The organism is Antrihabitans stalagmiti, assembly GCF_016482825.1.
GTDB lineage: Bacteria > Actinomycetota > Actinomycetes > Mycobacteriales > Mycobacteriaceae > Antrihabitans > Antrihabitans stalagmiti.
In genome coordinates this window covers 437,966-458,816 of the sequence record NZ_JAEMNV010000001.1, presented here as the reverse complement: position 1 = coordinate 458,816, position 20,851 = coordinate 437,966, and the positions used below count along the sequence as shown (strand labels likewise).

Sequence of the window (20,851 nt, the reverse complement as noted above, 5' to 3'; positions counted from 1 at the left end):
GCGAGGTCGGGCAGTTACCGACCCGCGCCGGCGCGGTTCGACAGAAACGGCAGCACGATCTCGGCAAGCCCCGCCGGATCGTCGAGCTGTGGGCAATGCCCGGATTTCGGCATCACCACCAATTCGCTGTTCGGAATCAACGCGTGCAGCATACGACTCGACGCGACTGGGATGATCACGTCCTTCGCACCGTGGACGATCAGGGTCGGACACTCGATCGTCATGCCCGAGTATCCCGTTCGGGTTTCACGGGCGACCGCAATCGCGCCGTTCGCGAGTCCGGCGAGGGCACGCGAATCAGGTACCGACTCGACCCAACGTGCGATCACGGCTGGATCCGCTGCGGAAGGCTCGCTGTACAGCAATCGCTTGAAGACGAGTTCGACCGAGTACTCGAGGGGTCGGCGCGGGACCCGAGCTCCCGCCAGCAGCAGGCTCGGCAATCTCGGCGCACGTCGCCGACGGACATAACGCGCTACCCAGTGATCGGCCAGGATCGGCTCGTCGACGGTGATCACCGCCTCGACACGGTTCGGACGCCGAGCGGCGGCACGCACCGAGACACACGCACCCAGCGAGTTTCCCATCAGCACCAGTGGCCGATCGGACTCTTCGAGCAGTGCGTCTATGAACGAATCCAACTGCGGCAGAATCGGTCCAGCTGCTCGACGATCGGCCTTGCCGAATCCCGGCAGGTCCACAGCGATTGCCGCTCGGCCTGCGTTGTCGAACAGCGCAAGCAGCGCTCGCCAGGTATCCGCACTGTCGGCGTAACCATGCAGCAGAACGACAGGCGTGCCGTCCCCCTGCACGGAGAGAACCCGGGTATGCACGCCGCCGTGGCACACCCGGGTTTCCGTGATCATCTACTCAGGAGTCCCTTCGCGATGTGGGTCACCTGAATTTCGTTGCTGCCCGCATAGATCATGAGCGACTTCGCATCTCGGGCCAATTGCTCGACGCGGTACTCGGTCATGTAGCCGTTGCCGCCGAACAGCTGGACCGCCTCCATCGCCACCTCGGTCGCTGCTTCCGAGCTGTACAGCTTCATCGCGGACGCCTCGGCCAGCGACGGCATCTTGCCTGCCTTCAACCCTTCGACGGCCTGGAACACCATGTTCTGCACATTGATTCGCGCTACTTCCATCTTCGCCAGCTTGAGCTGGATGAGTTGGAAGTTGCCGATCTCCTGACCCCACAGCGTTCGACTCTTCGCATAGTCGACCGACAGCCGGTGACATTCGTTGATGATGCCGAGCGCCAACACGGCTACACCGACCCGTTCTGCGGTGAAACTCGAACGCGCGCTTTCGCGTCCGTCGCCGCCCGTGTGTTCCTCGGTCTCCCCGAGCAGGCGATCCTTGCCGAGGCGGACATTGGAGAAGAACAGCTCACCGGTCGGCGAGGAGTGCATACCCATCTTCTTGAACGGCTTACCTTGTGTGAAGCCCTCCATGCCCGAATCGAGCACAAACGTCAACACCTTGCGGTTCCGTTTGTCGGCGTTGTCACCCTCGTCGAGCTTGGCGTACACGACGACCGTGTCGGCAAACGGGCCGTTGGTGATGAAGGTCTTCTGACCGTTGAGAATGTAGTCGTCGCCGTCACGCTTGACGTAGGTCTTCATACCTCCGAACGCGTCCGAACCCGAGTCGGGTTCGGTGATCGCCCACGCTGCAACCTTTTCCAGCGTCAGGATGTCGGTAAGCCACCGCTCCTTCTGAGCGAGGGTGCCTCGCGACATGATCGTTGCGGCGCCGAGGCCGAGGCTCACGCCCACCGCCGCAACCATTCCTAGGCTCACGCCTGCGAGTTCGCTCACGACGACGAGTCCCATGGAGGCCTGGGCGGCCATGTCACCTGCACCCGACTTGGATTTTTTCTCCGGCTTGGGTTCCCCGGCAGCGATAGCCGCTTCCTTGGCGCGTTCCTTCTCCAACAACGTCTTGGCGGCCTCGGCTGCCATGACGTCGATGCCGAACTCGCTGAACAATTTTCGCAGGATCGCGTACGGCGGCAGGTCACCGTGCTCGAGTGCATCGATGTTGGGGCGGATCTCTTTATCGATGAATTCGCGAACTGCGTCGCGCATCATCAGGTCGGTATCGGACCATTCGATCATGCGTACTCCTTTGTACGAGAAATGAATTGCTCAGTTCGGCAGGCGGTCGGCGATATCGTCGATCAGCCACGGGCCTTCGGTCTCGATCGTCGAGACGTCGGTCCAGCCCTGCAGAGTCGAGATGGCGCCACCCTGCACGGCGAATACCTGACCCGTCAGCGGGCACTTTTCCGTTGCCAGGTAGGCAACGACCGGAGAGATGTTGGCCGGGCTGAAGTAGTCGAACTCGCCTTCCTCGACCTCGGCAGAGAAGATCGCGCCCATACCAGGCGTCGCTTCGGTGAGGCGGGTGCGAGCGATAGGCGCGATTGCGTTCACCCGCACGCCGTAGCGCTCCAACTCGTCGGCGGCAACGAGTGTGAGCGCTGCGATGCCTGCCTTGGCTGCGCCGTAGTTCGTCTGCCCCGGTTGGGGAACCGTGACCCCCGACGCCGACGCGGTGTTGATCACCGCGGCGTTGGGTCGATTGCCCAACTTGGACTGCGCCTTCCAGTACACTGCGGCGTGATGCAGCACCGCCGCATGGCCTTTCAGGTGAACCGCGAGCACCGCGTCCCACTGCGACTCCTCCATCGATGCGATGAAGTTGTCGCGCAGTATGCCCGCGTTGTTCACGACGACGTCCAACTGCCCGAAATCGTCGATCGCCTGCTGTACCAGCGCCTGCGCACCGGCCCAGGTTGCGACGTTGTCCGTATTGGCAACAGCTCTTCCGCCCGCGGCGACAATCTCGTCGACTACCTGCTGTGCAGGTCCGGCGTCGGTTCCCTCGCCCGAGTTGCTACCCCCGAGATCGTTGACGACAACCGATGCGCCTTCCCGTGCGAACAGCAACGCGTGTTCGCGGCCGATACCGCGTCCGGCACCCGTGATGACGGCCACCCGCCCATCCAATGCACCCATAAGAAATCCTTCTCGAAAAGTGCGGGCGACAAGTCGCCTCGTGAGTCTTTTCGGAGGTCAGGGCCTCCGAAAAGACGCACGAGGCGCGGAGCGCCCTAGTTGTCGTTTGTTATGACGGCAAGGCCGTCGGTGATGACGAGGTCGTCGCCGCGAGCGGTTTCGAACGCGTAAGTGGTGGAGCCGTTCTCGGTGCCGACCTGCCAGATTCGCGTCTCCAGGTCGTCGCCTGGGATGACCATCTTCGAGAAGCGCACCGCAAACCGTTCGAGCCGATTCACATCCGAGCCACCGACCTCGGTCAACACGGCCCACGAGGTGAACGCCATCGTGCACAGTCCGTGCCCGATGATGCCGGGGAGGCCGGAATCGCGGGCGACCTCGGCATCCAGATGAATCGGCATCGGATCCCCTGCGGCGGGCGCGTACCGGAACGTCTGATCCTCGTCGAAGTGCTGCGTCACCTTGGCGACAGGAGCCTGATCGCGCAGCGTTGGATCGAACTTGTGGCTCGGACTCAGCTGACCGATCTTCTTGCCCGCGTTGAAACCTCGCACGAAACAGGTGACGTACTGCTCGTTGACCAGTTCGCCGTCCTCGGTCCGGCATTCGAGCAAGATCGTTGCCCGGGTGCCGTTGTCGAGTCCTTCGTAGCCGGTCATCTTGCCGCGTGAGACCAGCTTGTCGCCCGGCTTCGTTGCCCGGTGGAAATGAAAGTCTTGCTCGCCGTGCACGATGCGCGGGATCAGCTCGACCGGCATCACATCGACCGCAGGTACGAGAAGGGACTCGAACACCGGAACGATGTTGAAGACCGGTGATGCCACCTCGCCGTCGAGGTGGGCTGCGATCGGATCGTTCGTCGCTTTCGCGTATTCGATCAGCCGTTCCCTGGTGACCTCGAAACTGTCCTCGTCACTCCACACGTCCAACCCGGCGTCGTCGAACTGCAGTACTTCGTCCATACCTGTTCTCCCGTGCTCGAATTCGGGTCAGGCCGACGCAGCTGCGAGTGCGTCCAACTGCTCGAGCGTCTTGTCGAGCTGCTTGAGACCGTCCTTCTCGACCGCTTTGCCGAGCGCGCCCTTGATGAGTGCACCTTCGAAGTCACCCGATACCGCGAACTTGGTGCCGTCGCCGTCCGGCTCGATCGTGAAGGAGAACTGCGTCTTGACCCCTGCCATGCCGACGCCGGCGAGGACGAGCGAGTTCGGGGCGTCGACCGATTCGACGGTCCAATCGATCTTGTTCGCCATTCCGAGCATCATGATCTTGGCGGTGAGCTTGGCGCCTTCGGTGAGGGTCGCCGGTGGCTCTTCGATCCAGCGTTCGTGAATGGTGAACCACTTGTCCCAGGTTCCGGGATCCGACACCGTCGCCCACACTGCTGCGGGGCCGGCTGTCAGGTTCTTGGTTGCTTCGATGTGTCCCATGGTTTTCTCCTCGTTGAGTGTGGCGGGTCGAATGTTGTTGCGGAGGTGGGTAGTAGCGGTTCAGCGCTCGGCACGCTGGTAGGCGGTGACAACAGCCGCGCCGCCGAGGCCGATGTTGTGCTGCAGAGCGGCGGTGACATTCTCGACCTGGCGCTTGTCTGCGGTACCGCGCAGTTGCCAGGTCAGTTCGGCGCATTGCGCCAAGCCTGTTGCGCCGAGCGGATGGCCCTTCGAGATGAGCCCGCCCGACGGGTTGACGACCCAGCGTCCGCCGTAGGTGGTGTCGTCGTTGTCGAGCAACTTGCCCGCTTCGCCCTCACCGCAGAGGCCCAGCGCCTCGTAGAGCAGCAGTTCGTTGGCGGAGAAGCAGTCGTGCAACTCGATCACCTGGAAGTCGTCGGCTCCGAGACCGGACTGCTCGTACACCGACCGTGCCGCTTGCACGTTCATGTCGTAGCCGATGATGTTCTTCGCTGTGCCGTCGAAGGACGACTCGAAGTCGGTGGTCATTGCCTGGCCGACGATTTCGACGGCTTGCCCGGCGAGGCCGTGTTTGTCGACGAACGCCTCCGACGCCAGGATCGCGGCACCCGATCCGTCCGAAGTCGGCGAGCACTGCAACTTGGTGATCCCCGACGGTGGGTAGATCATCTTGGCGTCTTTGATCTGGTCGAGGGTGTACGCGTCCTGGAACTGGGCGTACGGATTGTTGACCGAATGCTTGTGGTTCTTGTAGCCGATCTTCGCGAAGTGTTCCGCGGTGGTGCCGTAGGTGTCCATGTGTTCTTTGCCTGCCGCGCCGAACAGCCAGGACGCGGGCGGGAACACGACCTCCGAAATCTCAGCCATCTTGTTGAAGTGGATGGCCATCGGCTGCTCGCGGTCCTCGAAGGTGACGCCGAGCGAGCCTGGGTTCATCTTCTCGAAGCCGAGCGCGATCGTGCAGTCGGCCAACCCACCTTTGACGGCGCGCGCCGCCAGGTAGAGCGCCGTCGACCCCGTCGAACAGTTGTTGTTGACGTTGACCACCGGAATGCCGGTCATCCCGAGTTCGTAGATCGCGCGCTGCCCCGATGTCGACTCGCCGTAGACATATCCGACATATGCCTCTTGAACTTCGCGGTAGTCGATGCCTGCATCCGCCAGCGCTTTGGTACCGGACTCGCGCGCCATGTCCGGGTAGTCCCAGTCCTTGCTGCCCGGTTTCTCGAACTTCGTCATACCGACGCCGATGACGTACACCTTGTTGTTGGCCATACTTACAAACATACAGGCGTGTATGTAATGAGGCAAGCGAACGTTCAGCGCAACTCGCCGACCGTCACCGAGCCCGGTTGCCCGCCCAGCTTTCGAGTTCGGGCGCTGCGATTCGACGAAGGTTGGCGCTTGCCCGGTCCCACCTGCGTCGTGCGCGGTCGGGGTCGGCATCGACGTAGCTCGAAATCAGGATCCCCCGCAGCGCGTCCATCGCCGTATAGAGGAAGTCGCGCATCGGTTTGAGGACAGGAGCGGGCATGGCCTCTGCGAGCAGCGTCATCATCGAATTGACGACTACCGGTTCGAACTTCGCCACCTCGCGACCCAGCTGCGGATCCGTACGTCCAGCGACCCACAGTTCAACCGTGGCAATGAATATCGGACCGGAATGAATGTCCCACAGCAGGTCGAACATCGCGCCGAGCGGATCCGGATTCGCCTGCACGCTGCCGATGTCGCGGATCACCGCGTCGGTCCGCTTCGCCGCAAGGTGCCTGATGGCCGCCACGACGAGATCGGTCTTGGAACCGAAGTGATGTACCTGAGCGCCGCGGGTCACGCCTGCCTTCTCCGCGACACGTGGAGTAGTAGTGCCGACGTAGCCGTATTCGACGAGGCATTCGATCGTCGCGTCGAGCAGTCGAGTACGCATCTCACTGCTGCGTTGCTCCTGCGTACGACGCGCCGGCGGGGTCGTTCTGGCGGCGGGAGGCACCGATCGAGAGTATCAGCCGCTATTACATTCGCGCCTGCATGTAAAGCTGAGGCGCGCCTGTTGCGAATTTTCTTGTCGCACAGATCACACGTCGAGTGGAAAAAACTAAGTGGAGTCCGAAACTCCAGTTATGCTAAATTAGTAACCGGAGAATGGTCCTCCGATTGTGAGCTCGAGGAAGTGCCACGATGATTCTTACCGACACCCAGTGGGCAGTCGCAGATCATCGTGTTCGCATGCCCGCGGACGTATTCAGCGGTATCCGCAGCGGCAACGGCGCTGTGGCGCAACTGGTTCGCTTCGCCGCAGTCGGTGGTTTGAGCAACATCCTGTACTTCGCCGCCTTCATCGCCTTTCGCAACCAAGGCCCACAGGTTGCCAACGTTCTCGGAGCAATCGCGAGCACCATGCTTGCCAACGAGCTGCATCGCCGCCTCACCTTCCAGGCCGCCGGTCGCGTCAGTTGGTTTGCAGCTCAGTGGGAGGGCGGCGGCCTCGCCGCGATCGGCTTGGCTTTCAGCGCATCGGCACTTGCCTTCATCAGCTTTGCGTTCCCCGGAACCAGCAGCATGGCCTCGGCATTGCTGGTCATCGCCGTCAGTGCCGCAGTAGGCGGAGCGCGTTTCCTCGCGCTGCGCGGCTGGGTGTTCTGACCCGACCTCGTTACCCTGGTCCCAATCAGGACCGGGCTATCGCATCTCGCGCCGATTCTGTACGTTACTTCCGGTAACACTCATTTCGCGACGCAACGAGGGGTTCCGAAACCATGCGCACTGTCGTTCGCCGAAAGTCCTTGATCATCGCCGCCTGCGCGGTCGCCTCGTGTGCGCTCGTCGGCTGCGGCTCGGACGATTCCGCCGAGGAACATCCAGCGGGCCATACCAGTGATCACACGACCTCGGCTGCGGCAGCCCCGAGCGCCTCTGCCCAGGAACCCGCACAGCTCGTCTTCGCCGTCGTAGACGGACGAAAGACGTCCGGACCCGACACGGTCGAAGTTCAGCGCGGTGCTGTCGTCGTCCTGCAGGTCACCTCCGACAAAGCCGACGAGCTGCATCTGCACGGCTACGACCAGACCGCCGAACTACAGCCAGGCGTTCCAGGAAAGCTCGAGTTCAAAGCCGACATCCCCGGCACGTTCGAGGTCGAACTGCATTCCACCGACGCCGTCCTGACGCAGGTGCGAGTCGCGGGGTGATTCTCGCGCACGGTGTCGGCGGTCGGTCGGACCTGCCGGTCCCACTGTGGCTCGCGTTGTACGCCGGTGCCTTCGCGGTACTGGTGTCGTTCGTCGCACTGACCGTCCTGTGGAAGACACCACGCTTGCGAGGCGCTGCGGCAGGACGACCACTTCCTACCGCACTCACGCGATTCACGGACGCTCGCTCGACCAGAATCACCCTCCAACTACTGGCACTCGCCGCGTTGCTGACGCTGATCGCGGTGGCCTGGTTCGGTCCGGACAGCTCGGCCGACAACCCGGCCCCGACGTGGTTCTACGTCTGGTTCTGGGTCGGTCTCGTTGCGTTGTCGCTGGTGTTCGGCCCGGTGTACCGGGTGGCGAATCCGCTGCGGCTCATCACATCCGTCGTTCGTGGCATCGTCGGCACCCGGGTGCCGACGGCCGATCCTGCCGCACTTCGACGGCTCGAGTACCGCCCTGCCGTCGTCGGCCTCTTCGCATTTCTGTGGCTCGAGCTCGTCTACCCGCTCTCGGACTCCCCACGGGCCGTCGCAGGATTCGTCGTCGTGTACAGCCTCGCGCAGGTCGTCGGCGGAGTCCGGTTCGGCCTCGGCTGGTTCGAACGCGGCGACGCCTTCGAGGTCTACTTCACGCTCGTCTCGCGGCTCTCCCCCATCGGCCGCCGCAACGACGGCCGAATCGGTGTCCGCAATCCACTCGACGGGCTGCTCGTCGGACCCTCCGACCGTGGACTCACAGCTGTCGTCCTACTCGCGCTCGGGTCGACCACTTTCGACGGCGTCACCCGACTGCCGTTCTGGTCCGATCTGCGCCGTGATCTCTCCCGCCTCCAAGCGGTCGGTGTCGGCACCGTCGGGCTGCTGCTGACGGTCGCCGTCGTCGCCATCGCCTACGTCGGCACAATCTGGCTGACGCGTCCGTATCTGAAGAAGTCGGTCGACGGACGAACCCAGGAACCGTATGCGGCGTTTGTGCACTCGCTTGTTCCCATCATGGTGGGATACACGGTGGCGCACTACTTTTCGTTCGCCGTGTTCCAAGGTCAGGCCGGCTGGCTGCTACTCGACGGCGGCGGCCGCATCGACTACACGGTCGTCTCGACCGACGTGATCGCGGTGGTCCAGATCGCTGCAATCGTGGGCGGTCACGTACTCGGCGTGGCGTCGGCGCATGATCGTGCAGTGTCGATATTGCGAACCGGATACACCAAGGTCGGGCAGTTCCCGATGTTGGCGCTGATGGTCGCCTACACAGTCGTCGGCATCCAGCTGGTCTCGGGAGTGTGATTCGATGATGCTCGCGAACGAGATGGTTCGTATGCACGCGGGCGGCTGGGACGAGATGCTCGCGATACTGGGTCCATTGCTGATCGTCGTTGCGCTGATCGCCGTCGCCCGCCGCGCCCGACCCCCGGAAGACGACGAAGACGACACCGACCTCGACGACTCCCCCAACTTTTAGTCGTCCATATGTCTACGATGTCAACATGGTGTCCCATCCAGCGGTCCGATCGACCTATCGCCACGGTGACCTGCGCCGGGCGCTGGTGACCGCAGGTCTCGACCTTGCTCGCGAAGGTGGACCGGATGCCGTCGTGCTCAGAGAAGCCACGCGACGAGCAGGGGTCTCGCCGAACGCCGCCTACCGCCACTTCGCCGATCACCGAGCACTCCTTGCCGCCGTGAGTGCGGCGGCGATGGCGGAACTGGCCAACGCGATCGAGAGCGACCTGTCGCTGGTAGGGAGCGACCTCGACGCAGCGACAAGAGCCAGAGCGCAACTCGGCGCGGTCGGCTCCGGCTATCTCGCCTATGCCCAGGCGGAACCGGGACTGTTCCGGACCGCCTTCTCGGTACCGGACGACATGAGCACCAAAGACAGCACCGACGCGGCTGGTCCACGTGGCCGGACGCCGTTCGAACTCCTGTCGGACGCCCTGGACGAATTGGTCACCGCTGGCGTGCTCCCGCACGAGCGTCGTTCCGGCGCAGAGTATCTCGCCTGGTCCGCCGTGCACGGCCTTGCCATGTTGCTGATCGACGGGCCACTTCGCGGACTCGATCTTCCCGACCGCAACGAGGTGACGTGGCGCCTGCTCGCCATGGTCGACAAAGGTCTGTGAGGACCTGACCCATACCGCAGTACTAGGGGTGTGGTCCGGGGTGCCGTACCGACGTAGTAGTCCGATTTCGTCCCCGGGCGGGATGTCGGAACGACCGGCGGACCCTAGCGTTTTCAGCTATGACCACAACGGCAGGGACGACAACTGCTGCACCACAACAGGTTCGCCCCACGCGATCGGCGCGCCGACTGGTCGAGGAGGTCCGCAGCTGGCATCGCCCGTTGCTGTCGATGGTCGTCGCAATGGTTGCGCTTGTGGTCGTGAGTGCGATCGGCATGGCCGTCGACGACCGAATGCTCCTCGGTGAATCCGTGTGGCTGAAACCGCTGAAGTTCGGTTTCGCGTTCGCCCTGTACGGCACAACGCTGGCCTGGCTGCTCACGTTGCCGCACAAAGGAAATCGCTGGACCCGATGGATGGGCACCGTGTTCGCGGTGACGGGTTTCGTCGATGTCGGGTTCATCGCGGTCCAGGCGGCGCGTGGCACGTTCAGCCACTTCAATTCCGCAGACGACCCGGTCAACGCGATCGGTCAGATCGTCTTCACCTCCGGAGTGCCCGGCCTGTTTCTCGCCAACCTGGTGATCGCCGGGATCCTGGCGTGGCAGAAGGTGGCAGACCTACCGCTGACCCGCGCCATTCATGCCGGCCTCGCACTTGCCGTCGCCGGTATGGCACTTGCCTATGGCATGGGCAGCAACGGGATACAGACCCACGACGATGCCGCAGGGCAGCCCGTCGAGCTGCAGGCCGGGCATACGGTCGGCGCTCCGGACGGGGGACCGGGGATGCCGGTCACACACTGGAGTACCACCGACGGCGACCTGCGAGTGCCACACTTCGTCGGGTTGCACGGCATTCAGTTCATGCTGGTGTTCGCAGTCATCCTGGGAGCACTCGCCGCCCGCTGCGCGTGGCTACGATCCGAACGAACGCGCGCCCAACTCGTCGGCGTCGTCGCCCTCGGTTATGCCGCGATGCTCTCCACCCTCACGTGGCAAGCGTTTCGCGAACAGCCGCTGATCCATCCGGATGGACGCACACTCACCGCGTTCGCCGTGATCACGGTCGCCACTGCCGCCGGCATCGCTGCCGTCTACCTGGTTGCACGCCGGCGGGTCAGCGCAGCCGCTCCGCCTCACGCGTGAGGTAGACGAGCTCTTTGCAGAGGGAGACGAGTTCGGACTTCTCCGCACCTTCGTCGACGGCGGTTGCAACGTCTTCGGCCGCGCAGCGTGCCGCGAACCAGCGGTCGGCGAGTTCGGTCGTCTCCTGCGCGGACAGGACGACAGCGTCTTCCGGTATCGACGTCCCCTTGACGGCGCTGCGGTGTTCGTAAGCGCGCTGCCTGCACGATTGCCTGCAGTAGCGGCGGCGCCTGCCGGATTCGGACTCGGCAACCTCGCGACCGCACCAGAGACATGATTGTGGACGGCGCGACGACATAGCCCGAGCGTAACTGGAGACGTTGTGCGCTCTCGGGATGCCTCGCCGGTAGGATAGAGGGGTTGCAACCATTTCGTGGGAACCAATCGTCCTGCGAATGCGTTGTACATCGTGTTCGAGCGAGGATGGCTTCATTCCCTGACAGCCATCGCAAGCCGCCGAAAGCAGCGAACGAGAGGACCGCACCATGGCAGATCGCGTACTCCGAGGCAGTCGACTCGGAGCGGTGAGCTACGAGACCGATCGCGACCACGACCTTGCGCCTCGGCGCGTGGCGCGTTACCGCACCGACAACGGCGAAGAGTTCGACGTCCCCTTCGCCGACGATGCAGAGATTCCGGGAACGTGGCTCTGCCGCAACGGACTCGAGGGCAGCCTGCTAGAAGGCACAGCTCCCGAGGCGAAGAAGGTCAAGCCTCCGCGCACCCACTGGGACATGCTGCTCGAGCGTCGTTCGGTCGACGAACTCGAGGAACTCCTCAAGGAGCGAATGGACCTGCTCAAGGCCAAGCGCCGCGGAGTAAACTCTTAACAAGTAGAGCGCTACAAACGAAGCGGGCGACCGAGGGGTCGCCCGCTTCGTTGTGTTCGCCTCCTCGGCCCGCGCCGCTCGATCAGGCGGCTGCCGAACTCTTCTTCCGGGTGGTCAGCGCCTTCAGCTTCTGAATGCGGTTCTTGAATCCCCACGCGGTGACCTTCAGCAGCGCCTCCCGAACGATGTTGCCGCTCATCTTCGATTCGCCGATCTCACGTTCGGTGAACGTGATCGGCACCTCGACGACGACAGCGCCCTTCTGGATCAGCCGCCACGCGAGATCGACCTGGAAGCAGTAGCCGTGTGATTCGACTGTGTCGAGGTCGAGGGCTTCCAGAATCTCGCGGCGGTACGCACGGTAGCCGCCGGTGATGTCCTTGATCTTCACGCCGAGTGCGAGCCGCGAGTACACGTTGCCACCACGGGACAGAAATTCCCGACGCTTCGGCCAGTTGACGACGGTTCCGCCCGGCACGTAGCGCGAGCCGATGACCAGGTCGGCGCCTGCATCCACCTGGTGCAGCAGTCGGTGCAGCTGTTCCGGTGCGTGGCTGCCGTCTGCGTCCATCTCGACGAGGACCTGGTAGTCACGCTCGAGGCCCCAGCGGAATCCTGCGATGTAGGCAGCGCCGAGACCGTTCTTCTCGGTCCTGTGCATCACGCTGATCTTGCCCTCGGAAGCCGCAGCCAGTTCGTCGGCGACCGCGCCGGTGCCGTCCGGGCTGCCGTCGTCGACGACCAGGACATGGGTTGCGGGCAACGCGGCGTGCAGGCGACCGATGATTATCGGGAGGTTTTCCCGCTCGTCATAGGTCGGGATGATCACCAAAGTCTTTGCGCTGACCTGACCCAAATTCCCCGCTGCCATCGAGTTCCTCCCCGCCGGAATCCCCGGCGTGTCTGTTCGGCCGGCTGCTGCCGGTGTAACTATCTCACCGGCTGCTGCCTGCGAGAATTTCCCTGTCGTTCCCTGTGCACCGCGGGTCCGTCGGAACCCGACGATCATGGCCACTATCGCACCGAGTCCGAGCACAATCTCCGGAATCGGTCCGAGTCGAGTTGCAAGCGTAGTACCGGTCCGCAGTGGGACTTGCTCCAGCAGCGTCGCCGGGACGAACAGGTCCGATTCCCGGCTCACCGAGCCGTCCGGCGCGATGATCGCGCTGACCCCGCTCGTCGCCGCAACCACAACTGCTCGACCGTGTTCGACCGCCCGGACCCGCGACATCGCGAGTTGCTGATACGTCATTTCGCTGTCGCCGAAGGTCGCATTGTTCGTCGGCACGGCAAGCAACTGTGCGCCGGCTCGAACGGAGTCTTTGAGCGCCCTGTCGAATGCGACCTCGTAGCAGGTCGCGACGCCGATCCTCAGGCCGGCTGCTGTCACGGTGCCGTCGCCGTGACCGGGGACGAAGTAGCCCGCGCTGTCGGCATAGGACGAGAACAATCGGAAGAACCCGCGCCACGGCAGATATTCGCCGAACGGCTGAATGATGCGCTTGTCGTGCCGCGAACCCGGACCACTTTCGGCCGTCCACGCGATCACCGAATTCGTCGTCGTGCGGTCGTCGTTGGTCAGCACCGCACCGACCAGAATCGGCGCACCGACAGCCGCGGCCGCAGCGGTGATCTCACCGGAGGCGTCGGAATTGCGATACGGATCGATGTCGGACGAGTTTTCCGGCCAGATGACGACGTCGGGTTTCGGTGCACGTCCGGCACGGACGTCGTCCGCGAGGCGCATCGTCTCGGCAACGTGATTGTCGAGAACCTTGCGCCGCTGTGCGTTGAACTCGAGGCCGAGGCGCGGGACGCTACCTTGAATTGCGGCCACCGTGACGTGACGGTCGCCGGATGCCATACCCGGCAGGAACGGCCACACGACGCCGGCGACGATCGGTGCGAGAGCAAACGCTGCGACTCCGCCGAGAATCGCCGCCCGGTCGCGTTCGACGCCGGCCCTGACGACCGTAGCAAGCGCGCTTCCGCACAGAGCAACAGCGAAACTGAGCAGCGGCGCGCCGCCCAGATTCGCGATCGGGAGCAGAATGCCGTCGGCTTGCCCGAATGCAAGCCTGCCCCAGGGGAATCCGCCGAACGGCCAACTCGACCGCACCCATTCGCTGAGCGACCACGCCATCGCGATCCAGACCGTCGCATAGGGCAAGTCGGCGACGATCCGAGTCACGACGCCGAACAGCCCGACGTACAGGGCGCACACACCGGCCAGCGCCAACCACGGCAGCGGGCCGACATAGATGCCGATCCATGGCAGCAGCGGAACGAAGAAGCCGAGACCGGCGATAGCGCCGTAGCCGAAACCGCCACGCTTCGACGTCCCGCTGGTGAGCACGAGCACGAGCACCGCGACGCCGACGGGAGCGAGGAACCACAGTGGACGCGGCGGGAAGCTGGCGAACAGCAGCAGGCCCGCGACAACGGACCCGAGCAGGTTTCGCAGGACAGCAGACCTCTCGCTTGTAGATCTAACGCTCATAGATGTCGACTCCACGGTGGACGGTGCGCAGGCACACGGGTGCGGGAGTCCCCGGGTCGAGCCGCGGCAGTGCGGGAACTCGCGATCTCGGGTCGGTGGACCAGCGGGCGACCGTGTCGGTCGGGGAAGCGACGACGAGTTCGCCTGCATCCCAGATCGCGAACGAGGCCGGCGCACCCGGAACGAGGGTCCCTGCGACGCCGTCTCGGACTCCCCCGGCTCGCCAGGCACCGCGGGTGGCCGCGGAGAATGCCGCCCGGGGTGAGATGCCGCTGCCAGGCGTCCGGTGATGGACCGCGGCCTGCAGCGCTTGCCACGGCGACAGCGCGGTCACCGGCGCATCCGATCCGATCGCGAGGGAAACACCTCGAGCCGCCATCGACGCGAACGGGTTCAGCCCGCGCGCTCGCTCGACGCCGAGACGTGTCGCATACATTCCGGTGTCGCCACCCCACGCGGCGTCGAAACCTGGCTGCACGCTGGCGATCACACCCCAGTCGCCGAGTTTCGACGCCTGCTCCGGCGTGATCATCTCGACGTGCTCGAGCCGGTGACCACACGCGGCCACCGCCGGACCGCCCAATTCGGCGACGACCCGTTCGAACCCCTCGACGACCGCGGTCATTGCCGCATCGCCGATCACGTGGAAGCCGGCCTGCACCCGCGCCTTGGTGCACGCCGTGACGTGTGCCGCGATCTGGTCGGTATCGAGATAGGCGTTGCCGGAACCGGCCGCAGGATCGTCGAGGTAGGGTTCGTGCAGCCAGGCTGTCCGCGAACCGATGGCTCCGTCGACGAACAGGTCCCCCGCCAAGCCGTGGGCACCGGTTTCCGCGAGCAGCGCCTGTGCCTGCTCGGATGTCTCGACCGCTTCACCCCAGTAGGCACGGACCTCGACGCCGTGGTCGAGGGCAAGCAATTCGCGCAGGTCGTCGCGACCGCCGATGTGGGGTCCGGCGCATTCGTGCACTGCAACGATGCCGAGTGCCGCTGCCGCATCGAGCGCGGCAGTGCGGGCGCGTGCTCGTTGTGACGTCGTCAAGGCCGTCAACGCCGTCATACGGGCTCGATGATGGGCGTCGGTCCGCAGCACACCCGATCGCGCGAATCCGACAGCGGTCTCGAGTCCCGGCGTCGCTGCCAGCAACGCGGACGAGCAGACCGCGGAATGTACGTCGACGCGAGAGAGGTAGACCAGCCGATTGGGCGCGGCCTCGTCGATCTCGCGCACGGTGGGAGGCCGTTGCTCCGGCCAACCCGACTCGTCCCAGCCGTGTCCCCACACCATCGCCTCGTGATCGGCCGCGGCGAAAGCGCGGACCCGATCGAGGCAGTCGGTGAGAGATCGCGCGTCGGAGAGGTCGAGGCTGATCAGCTTGAGTCCAAGCGCGGTGGTGTGGACGTGCGCGTCGACGAAGCCGGGGGCAACGAAAGCGCCGTCGAGGTCGATGATCTCCGCATCCGGATGCAGTGCGCGCGCTGGTTGGTCGGCTCCGACCCAGACCACAACACCGTCCGACACTGCGATCGAAGTCGCGTCCGGAGAACTCGGACTGTAAATGCGACCGCCGACCAACAATTGGGTACCCACGGGAAACCAGTCTGCCTGCTGCCGCGATCAGCTCCGGCGTCGGTAGCCTATGTCCTTGCCCACTTCGATTCGGCTGCTGCACCGTCGTCGCATCCGAGGTGGCGAGAGGAGCTGCACACGATGCGACCGCTGGCCGCTGCCGACCCGAGCCGAATCGGCGACTATCGACTCCTCGGAGTCCTCGGTTCCGGTGGCATGGGAACGGTTTACCTCGGCCGCAACTCGCGCGGCCGCACTCTTGCGGTGAAGGTCGTCCGCCCGGAGTTGTCGCACGATCCGAGTTTCCGGATGCGGTTCCAGCGCGAGGTGACCGCCGCGCGGCGCGTTGCAGGTCCGTACACCGCGCCCGTGCTCGACGCCGACGTGAATGCCGAACGACCATGGCTTGCAACGGGTTACGTCGCGGGACTGTCGCTCAACGAGGCTGTCGAACTGTACGGTCCGCTGCCGGAACGGTCGCTGCACGTCCTCGCCGACGGACTCGCTCGCGCCCTGATCACGGTCCACGACGCAGGCATCGTGCACCGAGACCTCAAGCCGTCGAACGTATTGCTGACTTCCGAGGGTCCGAAGGTGATCGACTTCGGTATCGCGCGTGCGGCAGAGGACAGCGTGTTGACGACCACCGGCGAGGTGATCGGTTCACCGAACTTCATGTGTCCCGAGCAGGTGACGGGCGGCGCAACGCTCGGTCCCGCAGGCGACGTGTTCTCACTCGGCGGCGTGCTCGTCTACGCCGCGACCGGCCACGGTCCGTTCGGCGAGGGGTCGGTCGTTGCGATGCTGTGGCGTGTCGTCCAGGAGGATCCCGACCTCACCGGCGTGCCTTCCTCGTTGCTTCCGATCATCTCGGCGTGCCTGGACAAAGAGCCCGCGCGACGTCCGACGCCTCGGCAGCTGCTCGATCAGCTCGCGAACTTCGGGAGAACCGACACGGTCGGCTGGTTGCCGAGGCCTGTCCTGGAACACATCAGCAGCCGTGCGGTGGCACTACTCGAACTCGAGGACTCCCACGACGACAACATCGAACAGCCCACCCAGCAGTGGCGGCCCGACGAGCGACAGGCGACCGCGCAGCAGCCTGTGCCTGTCGCGGCCCCGAAGCCGCGTCGCGCTCGACGTGCCGTCGGCGGGTTCGTCGCTGTGGTGGTGCTGTTGGCGCTGTTCGCCGGCGTCATGGTGCTGACACTCACCCTGATGGATCGTCGCAACGACCCTGCGAACGACGCGAGCACAAGTTCAGGCACGACCGCGGTGGAGACCACCGAACCGACGACCAGCAGCGAACCGACGACGACAACTCCGGCCGCCGCCGCGCTACCGGACGCTTATGTCGGCACGTGGACCGGCTCTGCCAACGACGGACCGATTCCCTTCGAGATCGTCGTCTCGTTGACGGAGGGGACGGTCGGGGACGAGGTTGCGACGTCGTCCAACACCGGCGGCTTGACGCGCACGAAGTGCGAGCGGATAGACACGCTGATCGAGGTCACCAGCGCTACCGACATCAGCTTGCGATCGCGCCTCGCGCCAGGGACCAACTCGGGCTGCATGGACGATGGAACCGTCTCGACGTTGCAGTTGCTGCCCGACGGTTCGATGCGCTACAGCACGACCGGCGTGCTCGGCCAGATCACCGGCACGCTGCGCAAGCAGTAGGTCCTCAGTAGCGCTGCTCGTCGATATAGATCGTCTCGTCGACCTGCCTCGAGGTCACGGCAGGTTGCGGCTCGGCAAGGAAGTCGGGCTCGTACCACTGCTCGACGACTTCGCCGTCGACGACGACCGCGCCACCCGAGGCTGCGGCGGCCGATGCGGCGGCAGCGACAGCCGCGAACCTCCGCGCAGTGATAGCGACGACGACGGGTCGCAGCATCGCTCGCGTCGGCGGTGCCAGCAACAGCAGACCGAGTACGGACGTGACCAGTCCAGGCACGAACATCAGCGCGGCACCGAGTGCGACGAGAGCACCGTCGGCCATCGCGCCGCCCGGTGATCCCTCACCCCGAGATGCCCGCCGGAAACCGTCCATGACGCGGCGACCCTGGGCGCGGACAACGACGATTCCGATCGCCGACCCCGCGATGAGCAGCAGCACGGTCCACAGCGGACCGACGAAATGCGCGACCGTGGCGATTGCAGCAATCTCGGCTACGACGTAGAGAACGAACAACAACACCGGCATGGCTTCACCTTTCTCCGGATCTACCTTTTTCCGGATCTACACAGTCAACGTTCGGGGTGCCGATTTTTCTCCCGCGTCGGTCCGATAACAATGCGAAACCTCAAGTTGACATTGAGACCGTCCGCTCGTGATGATCTTCACAAGGCGTCACATCAGCAACATCAGTATCTCGATCAGGAGCGTGCATGAACCGTCGGTCCCGCGTCGTCCGAACGACGTCCGCGCTGTTCGTATCGATGGCAGCAGCAGTCGTGTTCACCGGAACCGCAGCTGCCGCGCCAACTCCCGAGGTCGCCGCCATCCCGACCATCGCAGCGTCGGTTCTCGAAGCAAGTCCGATCGAACTGCAGCAGGCCGCAGCGACCATGGGACCCGACGCCGTCCAGGCCGTCGCGAACCTGCTCGGCGTCATCGAGATCCCCGACCTCGGCATCACGACCCCACAGCCGTTCATCTACCCGGCACCGACACTCGGCTGCGGCATCGCGGGGGCACCGGCAACGGTGACCGTCGCCAGCGCACAGGGTGGACCCAACTTCCCGATCCCGCCGTGGATCAACAAGGGCGAACTGCGATTCCAGGCAATTCCCGGTTTCGTCGACATACCGAAGACGTCGAATCTGAGCGTTGCGTGGATCAACCTGTCGACCTTCAAGGGCGGAATCGTCACCCTCGACGACAACCTCGCGGGTATCCCCACCCTGTCGAAGACCGTCCCGACCGGCAGCGGACCCGTCCTGGCAGCCATGTTCGGTGGCGTGAGCTACGCATCCGGCGCGAACTGCTTTGCACTCCCGACAGTCGGCAGCTTCACCGCATAAACTTTGCCCGCGAGCTTACGAGCCGAGCCGACCAGGTCCGATTCGTAGGCACCTCCGGTGCCCGTGCGCGGTTGCGGGGTCAATGGACCCTGCAACCGCGCACAGGCGCTTTTCACTCCCCTCGCCCCGCTCGAGCGTCACGCTCCTGGCCGCACCAACCCCGTCTCGTAGGCGAGCACGACAGCCTGAACCCGATCGCGCAGACCGAGTTTCGTAAGCACGCGTCCGACGTGCGTCTTGACGGTCGCCTCCGACAGAAACAGCTGCTCGGCGATCTCGGCGTTCGATCGCCCGCCCGCCAACTGCTCGAGCACCTCGCGCTCCCTGCCGGTCAGGACGTCGAACACACTCACATCACGCGTAGGTGCAGGCGCCTCACCGATGAAGCGACTCAGCAGTCTTTTCGTTACCTTCGGTGACACGACGGCGTCGCCGGCTGCCACGTTTCGGATCGCCGCGATCAGTTCCTCCGGCGGCGTGTCTTTCAGCAGAAAACCGCTCGCACCTGCCCGCAGCGCGCCGAGTGCATGTTCGTCGAGGTCGAAGGTCGTCATCACCAAAACCCGGCTGGCACCGCCCGATTCGACGATTCTCTCGGTTGCCGTGACACCGTCCACAACGGGCATCCGAACGTCCATCAACACCACATCCGGTGCGAGCAAACGAGTTTGGGTGATCGCGGCGGCCCCGTTGGCCGCTTCCCCGACGACCGTGATGTCCTCGTGAGCGTTGAGGACCATCTTCAGTCCCATTCGCATCAACTCTTGATCGTCGACGATGAGCACAGTAATCGGCACGTGCCCAATCTAGTCGTCGATCTGCAGCGGCAGCGTTGCGCGGACCCGCCAGCCGCCATCGGGGCGCTGACCCGCGACAAGGGTGCCGCTCAAGACCGCGACACGTTCCCGCATGCCAACCATGCCGTTACCGCCGCCACCTGTGAAACGTGGTGCGATGAAACCGTTGTCGGTGATCTCGATCAACACGTCGTCGGCTCGGCGCTCCACCCGTACCCACGCTTTGGCGTCGGGCCCGGCGTGCCGCAGCACGTTGGTGAGCGACTCCTGCACGATGCGATGAACGCCGAGGCTGATCCGCGGCTCGATGTCGTCGAGTTGGCCGGTCTGTTCCAGTTCGACTGCGAGTCCCGCACGCCGCATCATCTCCGCGACCTTGGCGACACCGGCCGAGCCATGTTGTGGAAGTTGTTCCGGCGTCTCGTCGGTGCGCAACAAATCCACTGTGCGACGAAGTTCGCCGAGGGCCTGTCGACCGGTGGCGGCGATGTTGGTCAGTGCGGTCTCTGCGGCGTGCGGGTCGGTTTTCAGGGCATACGACGCTCCGTCCGCCTGGACGATCATCACACTCACCGCGTGCGCGACGACGTCGTGCAGTTCCCGCGCGATGCGCGTGCGCTCGGCGATGACAGCCTCGTGAGCACTGCGTTCGCGGTCGTAGTCGGCGACCGCCAGGCGCGCAGCCACTTCGTCGTCGTAGGCGCGTCTGGCACCGGTGAACTCGGCGGTGATCCAGCACAGCGCATAGAAGAGGCTGACGAAGGCAGCCGTGACCACTCTCTCCTGCTCGATCAGGTACAGCGACAGCGAGGAGTCGACGATCAACGCCGCCAAGTAGATGGCCGCGTCTTTGCGACCGACATAGGCAGCCAACGTGTACAGCGATATGCCGAGTCCGAGCAGGCTGATGTGTCCCGCCTCGGTGTCGTCGATCGCGGTGGTGAGTGCGGTGTTCGCGAACGAGATAGATACGAGGATCCACGAAATCAAGACCGGATAGCGACGACGAAATGCCACCGGAACGCAGATCAGCACGGCGAAGGCGACGAAGACCAGCGGATTGTTCGACTGACTGGCCGGAATCATGTCTGCCAAGAACAGCGCGAAAGCCAACATCGAATCGGCAACCATCGGCTTCCCGCGGAGCCACAGACTGAACCTGCGCATGGGCACAAGCGTAGGTCGCGGCCCGCTCTAAGCTGACGATCACCGACCGAAAGGCACCA

The 20,851-nt window shown here is 64.4% G+C and carries 22 protein-coding genes; 9 read left to right on the top strand and 13 right to left on the bottom strand.

What is annotated here, in order from left to right:
- Positions 1-14: 14 nt before the first annotated feature.
- From JGU71_RS02190 to JGU71_RS02160, 7 genes are all read right to left on the bottom strand, one after another.
- On the bottom strand, positions 15-866 hold the full coding sequence (locus JGU71_RS02190; RefSeq protein WP_199701520.1) for an alpha/beta fold hydrolase: 852 nt from the start codon (positions 864-866) through the stop codon (positions 15-17).
- Positions 863-2,122: an acyl-CoA dehydrogenase family protein gene (locus tag JGU71_RS02185; RefSeq protein WP_199701519.1), complete on the bottom strand. Its 1,260-nt coding sequence runs from the start codon at positions 2,120-2,122 to the stop codon at positions 863-865. Before JGU71_RS02185 ends, JGU71_RS02190 begins: the two co-directional genes overlap by 4 nt.
- A gap of 30 nt (positions 2,123-2,152) precedes the next feature.
- Entirely contained in the window at positions 2,153-3,025 is an 873-nt protein-coding gene (locus JGU71_RS02180; RefSeq protein ID WP_199701518.1) for an SDR family oxidoreductase, read from the bottom strand.
- A gap of 95 nt (positions 3,026-3,120) precedes the next feature.
- Complete coding sequence (locus JGU71_RS02175; protein ID WP_199701517.1) at positions 3,121-3,987, bottom strand: MaoC/PaaZ C-terminal domain-containing protein; 867 nt, start codon at positions 3,985-3,987, stop codon at positions 3,121-3,123.
- Positions 3,988-4,014: 27 nt separating this feature from the next.
- Entirely contained in the window at positions 4,015-4,455 is a 441-nt protein-coding gene (locus JGU71_RS02170; RefSeq protein ID WP_199701515.1) for a type II toxin-antitoxin system Rv0910 family toxin, read from the bottom strand.
- Positions 4,456-4,515: 60 nt separating this feature from the next.
- Positions 4,516-5,712: a lipid-transfer protein gene (locus JGU71_RS02165; protein WP_199701514.1), complete on the bottom strand. Its 1,197-nt coding sequence runs from the start codon at positions 5,710-5,712 to the stop codon at positions 4,516-4,518.
- Between the two features lie 64 nt (positions 5,713-5,776).
- Positions 5,777-6,364, bottom strand: a complete 588-nt coding sequence (locus tag JGU71_RS02160) for a TetR/AcrR family transcriptional regulator (protein ID WP_199702807.1) — start codon at positions 6,362-6,364, stop codon at positions 5,777-5,779.
- 299 nt (positions 6,365-6,663) lie between these two features.
- Between JGU71_RS02160 and JGU71_RS02155 the strand changes: the two genes are divergently transcribed.
- From JGU71_RS02155 to JGU71_RS02130, 6 genes are all read left to right on the top strand, one after another.
- The gene (locus tag JGU71_RS02155; RefSeq protein ID WP_199702805.1) at positions 6,664-7,080 is read left to right on the top strand and encodes a GtrA family protein; all 417 of its coding nucleotides are present in this window, start codon (positions 6,664-6,666) and stop codon (positions 7,078-7,080) included.
- A gap of 113 nt (positions 7,081-7,193) precedes the next feature.
- Entirely contained in the window at positions 7,194-7,625 is a 432-nt protein-coding gene (locus tag JGU71_RS02150) for a cupredoxin domain-containing protein (RefSeq protein WP_199701512.1), read from the top strand.
- On the top strand, positions 7,622-8,917 hold the full coding sequence (locus tag JGU71_RS02145) for a hypothetical protein (protein WP_199701510.1): 1,296 nt from the start codon (positions 7,622-7,624) through the stop codon (positions 8,915-8,917). The genes JGU71_RS02150 and JGU71_RS02145 overlap by 4 nt, the downstream gene beginning before the upstream one ends.
- 4 nt (positions 8,918-8,921) lie before the next feature.
- Positions 8,922-9,092, top strand: a complete 171-nt coding sequence (locus JGU71_RS02140) for a hypothetical protein (protein ID WP_199702879.1) — start codon at positions 8,922-8,924, stop codon at positions 9,090-9,092.
- A 25-nt stretch (positions 9,093-9,117) separates the two neighbouring features.
- Positions 9,118-9,753, top strand: a complete 636-nt coding sequence (locus JGU71_RS02135; RefSeq protein ID WP_199701509.1) for a TetR/AcrR family transcriptional regulator — start codon at positions 9,118-9,120, stop codon at positions 9,751-9,753.
- A 119-nt stretch (positions 9,754-9,872) separates the two neighbouring features.
- A complete protein-coding gene (locus tag JGU71_RS02130) occupies positions 9,873-10,901 on the top strand; it encodes a hypothetical protein (protein ID WP_199701508.1) in 1,029 nt (342 codons plus the stop codon).
- On the opposite strand, the gene JGU71_RS02125 is transcribed toward JGU71_RS02130, so the two are convergent.
- Entirely contained in the window at positions 10,873-11,199 is a 327-nt protein-coding gene (locus tag JGU71_RS02125; protein ID WP_199701506.1) for a hypothetical protein, read from the bottom strand. The genes JGU71_RS02130 and JGU71_RS02125 overlap by 29 nt on opposite strands.
- Positions 11,200-11,386: 187 nt before the next feature.
- Between JGU71_RS02125 and JGU71_RS02120 the strand changes: the two genes are divergently transcribed.
- Positions 11,387-11,731: an RNA polymerase-binding protein RbpA gene (locus tag JGU71_RS02120; RefSeq protein WP_199701505.1), complete on the top strand. Its 345-nt coding sequence runs from the start codon at positions 11,387-11,389 to the stop codon at positions 11,729-11,731.
- Between the two features lie 82 nt (positions 11,732-11,813).
- On the opposite strand, the gene lnt is transcribed toward JGU71_RS02120, so the two are convergent.
- Both lnt and JGU71_RS02110 read right to left on the bottom strand, forming a co-directional pair.
- On the bottom strand, positions 11,814-14,231 hold the full coding sequence (gene lnt, locus JGU71_RS02115; protein ID WP_199701503.1) for an apolipoprotein N-acyltransferase: 2,418 nt from the start codon (positions 14,229-14,231) through the stop codon (positions 11,814-11,816).
- Positions 14,221-15,822 carry an amidohydrolase gene (locus JGU71_RS02110; RefSeq protein WP_199701501.1) on the bottom strand — a complete coding sequence of 534 codons (1,602 nt, stop codon included), beginning with the start codon at positions 15,820-15,822 and terminating at the stop codon, positions 14,221-14,223. Before JGU71_RS02110 ends, lnt begins: the two co-directional genes overlap by 11 nt.
- A gap of 120 nt (positions 15,823-15,942) precedes the next feature.
- On the opposite strand from JGU71_RS02110, the gene JGU71_RS02105 reads away from it, so the two are divergent.
- Positions 15,943-17,481: a serine/threonine-protein kinase gene (locus JGU71_RS02105; RefSeq protein WP_199701499.1), complete on the top strand. Its 1,539-nt coding sequence runs from the start codon at positions 15,943-15,945 to the stop codon at positions 17,479-17,481.
- A 4-nt stretch (positions 17,482-17,485) separates the two neighbouring features.
- Here JGU71_RS02105 and JGU71_RS02100 read toward each other — a convergent pair whose 3' ends face one another.
- Complete coding sequence (locus JGU71_RS02100) at positions 17,486-18,007, bottom strand: FxsA family protein (protein ID WP_199701497.1); 522 nt, start codon at positions 18,005-18,007, stop codon at positions 17,486-17,488.
- Positions 18,008-18,192: 185 nt separating this feature from the next.
- Between JGU71_RS02100 and JGU71_RS02095 the strand changes: the two genes are divergently transcribed.
- Positions 18,193-18,828, top strand: a complete 636-nt coding sequence (locus JGU71_RS02095) for a hypothetical protein (RefSeq protein ID WP_199701495.1) — start codon at positions 18,193-18,195, stop codon at positions 18,826-18,828.
- A gap of 137 nt (positions 18,829-18,965) precedes the next feature.
- Here the strand turns inward: JGU71_RS02095 and JGU71_RS02090 are convergent, their stop codons facing one another.
- The gene (locus JGU71_RS02090; RefSeq protein WP_199701493.1) at positions 18,966-19,625 is read right to left on the bottom strand and encodes a response regulator; all 660 of its coding nucleotides are present in this window, start codon (positions 19,623-19,625) and stop codon (positions 18,966-18,968) included.
- Between the two features lie 9 nt (positions 19,626-19,634).
- Positions 19,635-20,792, bottom strand: a complete 1,158-nt coding sequence (locus JGU71_RS02085) for a sensor histidine kinase (protein ID WP_199701491.1) — start codon at positions 20,790-20,792, stop codon at positions 19,635-19,637.
- Positions 20,793-20,851 lie beyond the last annotated feature (59 nt).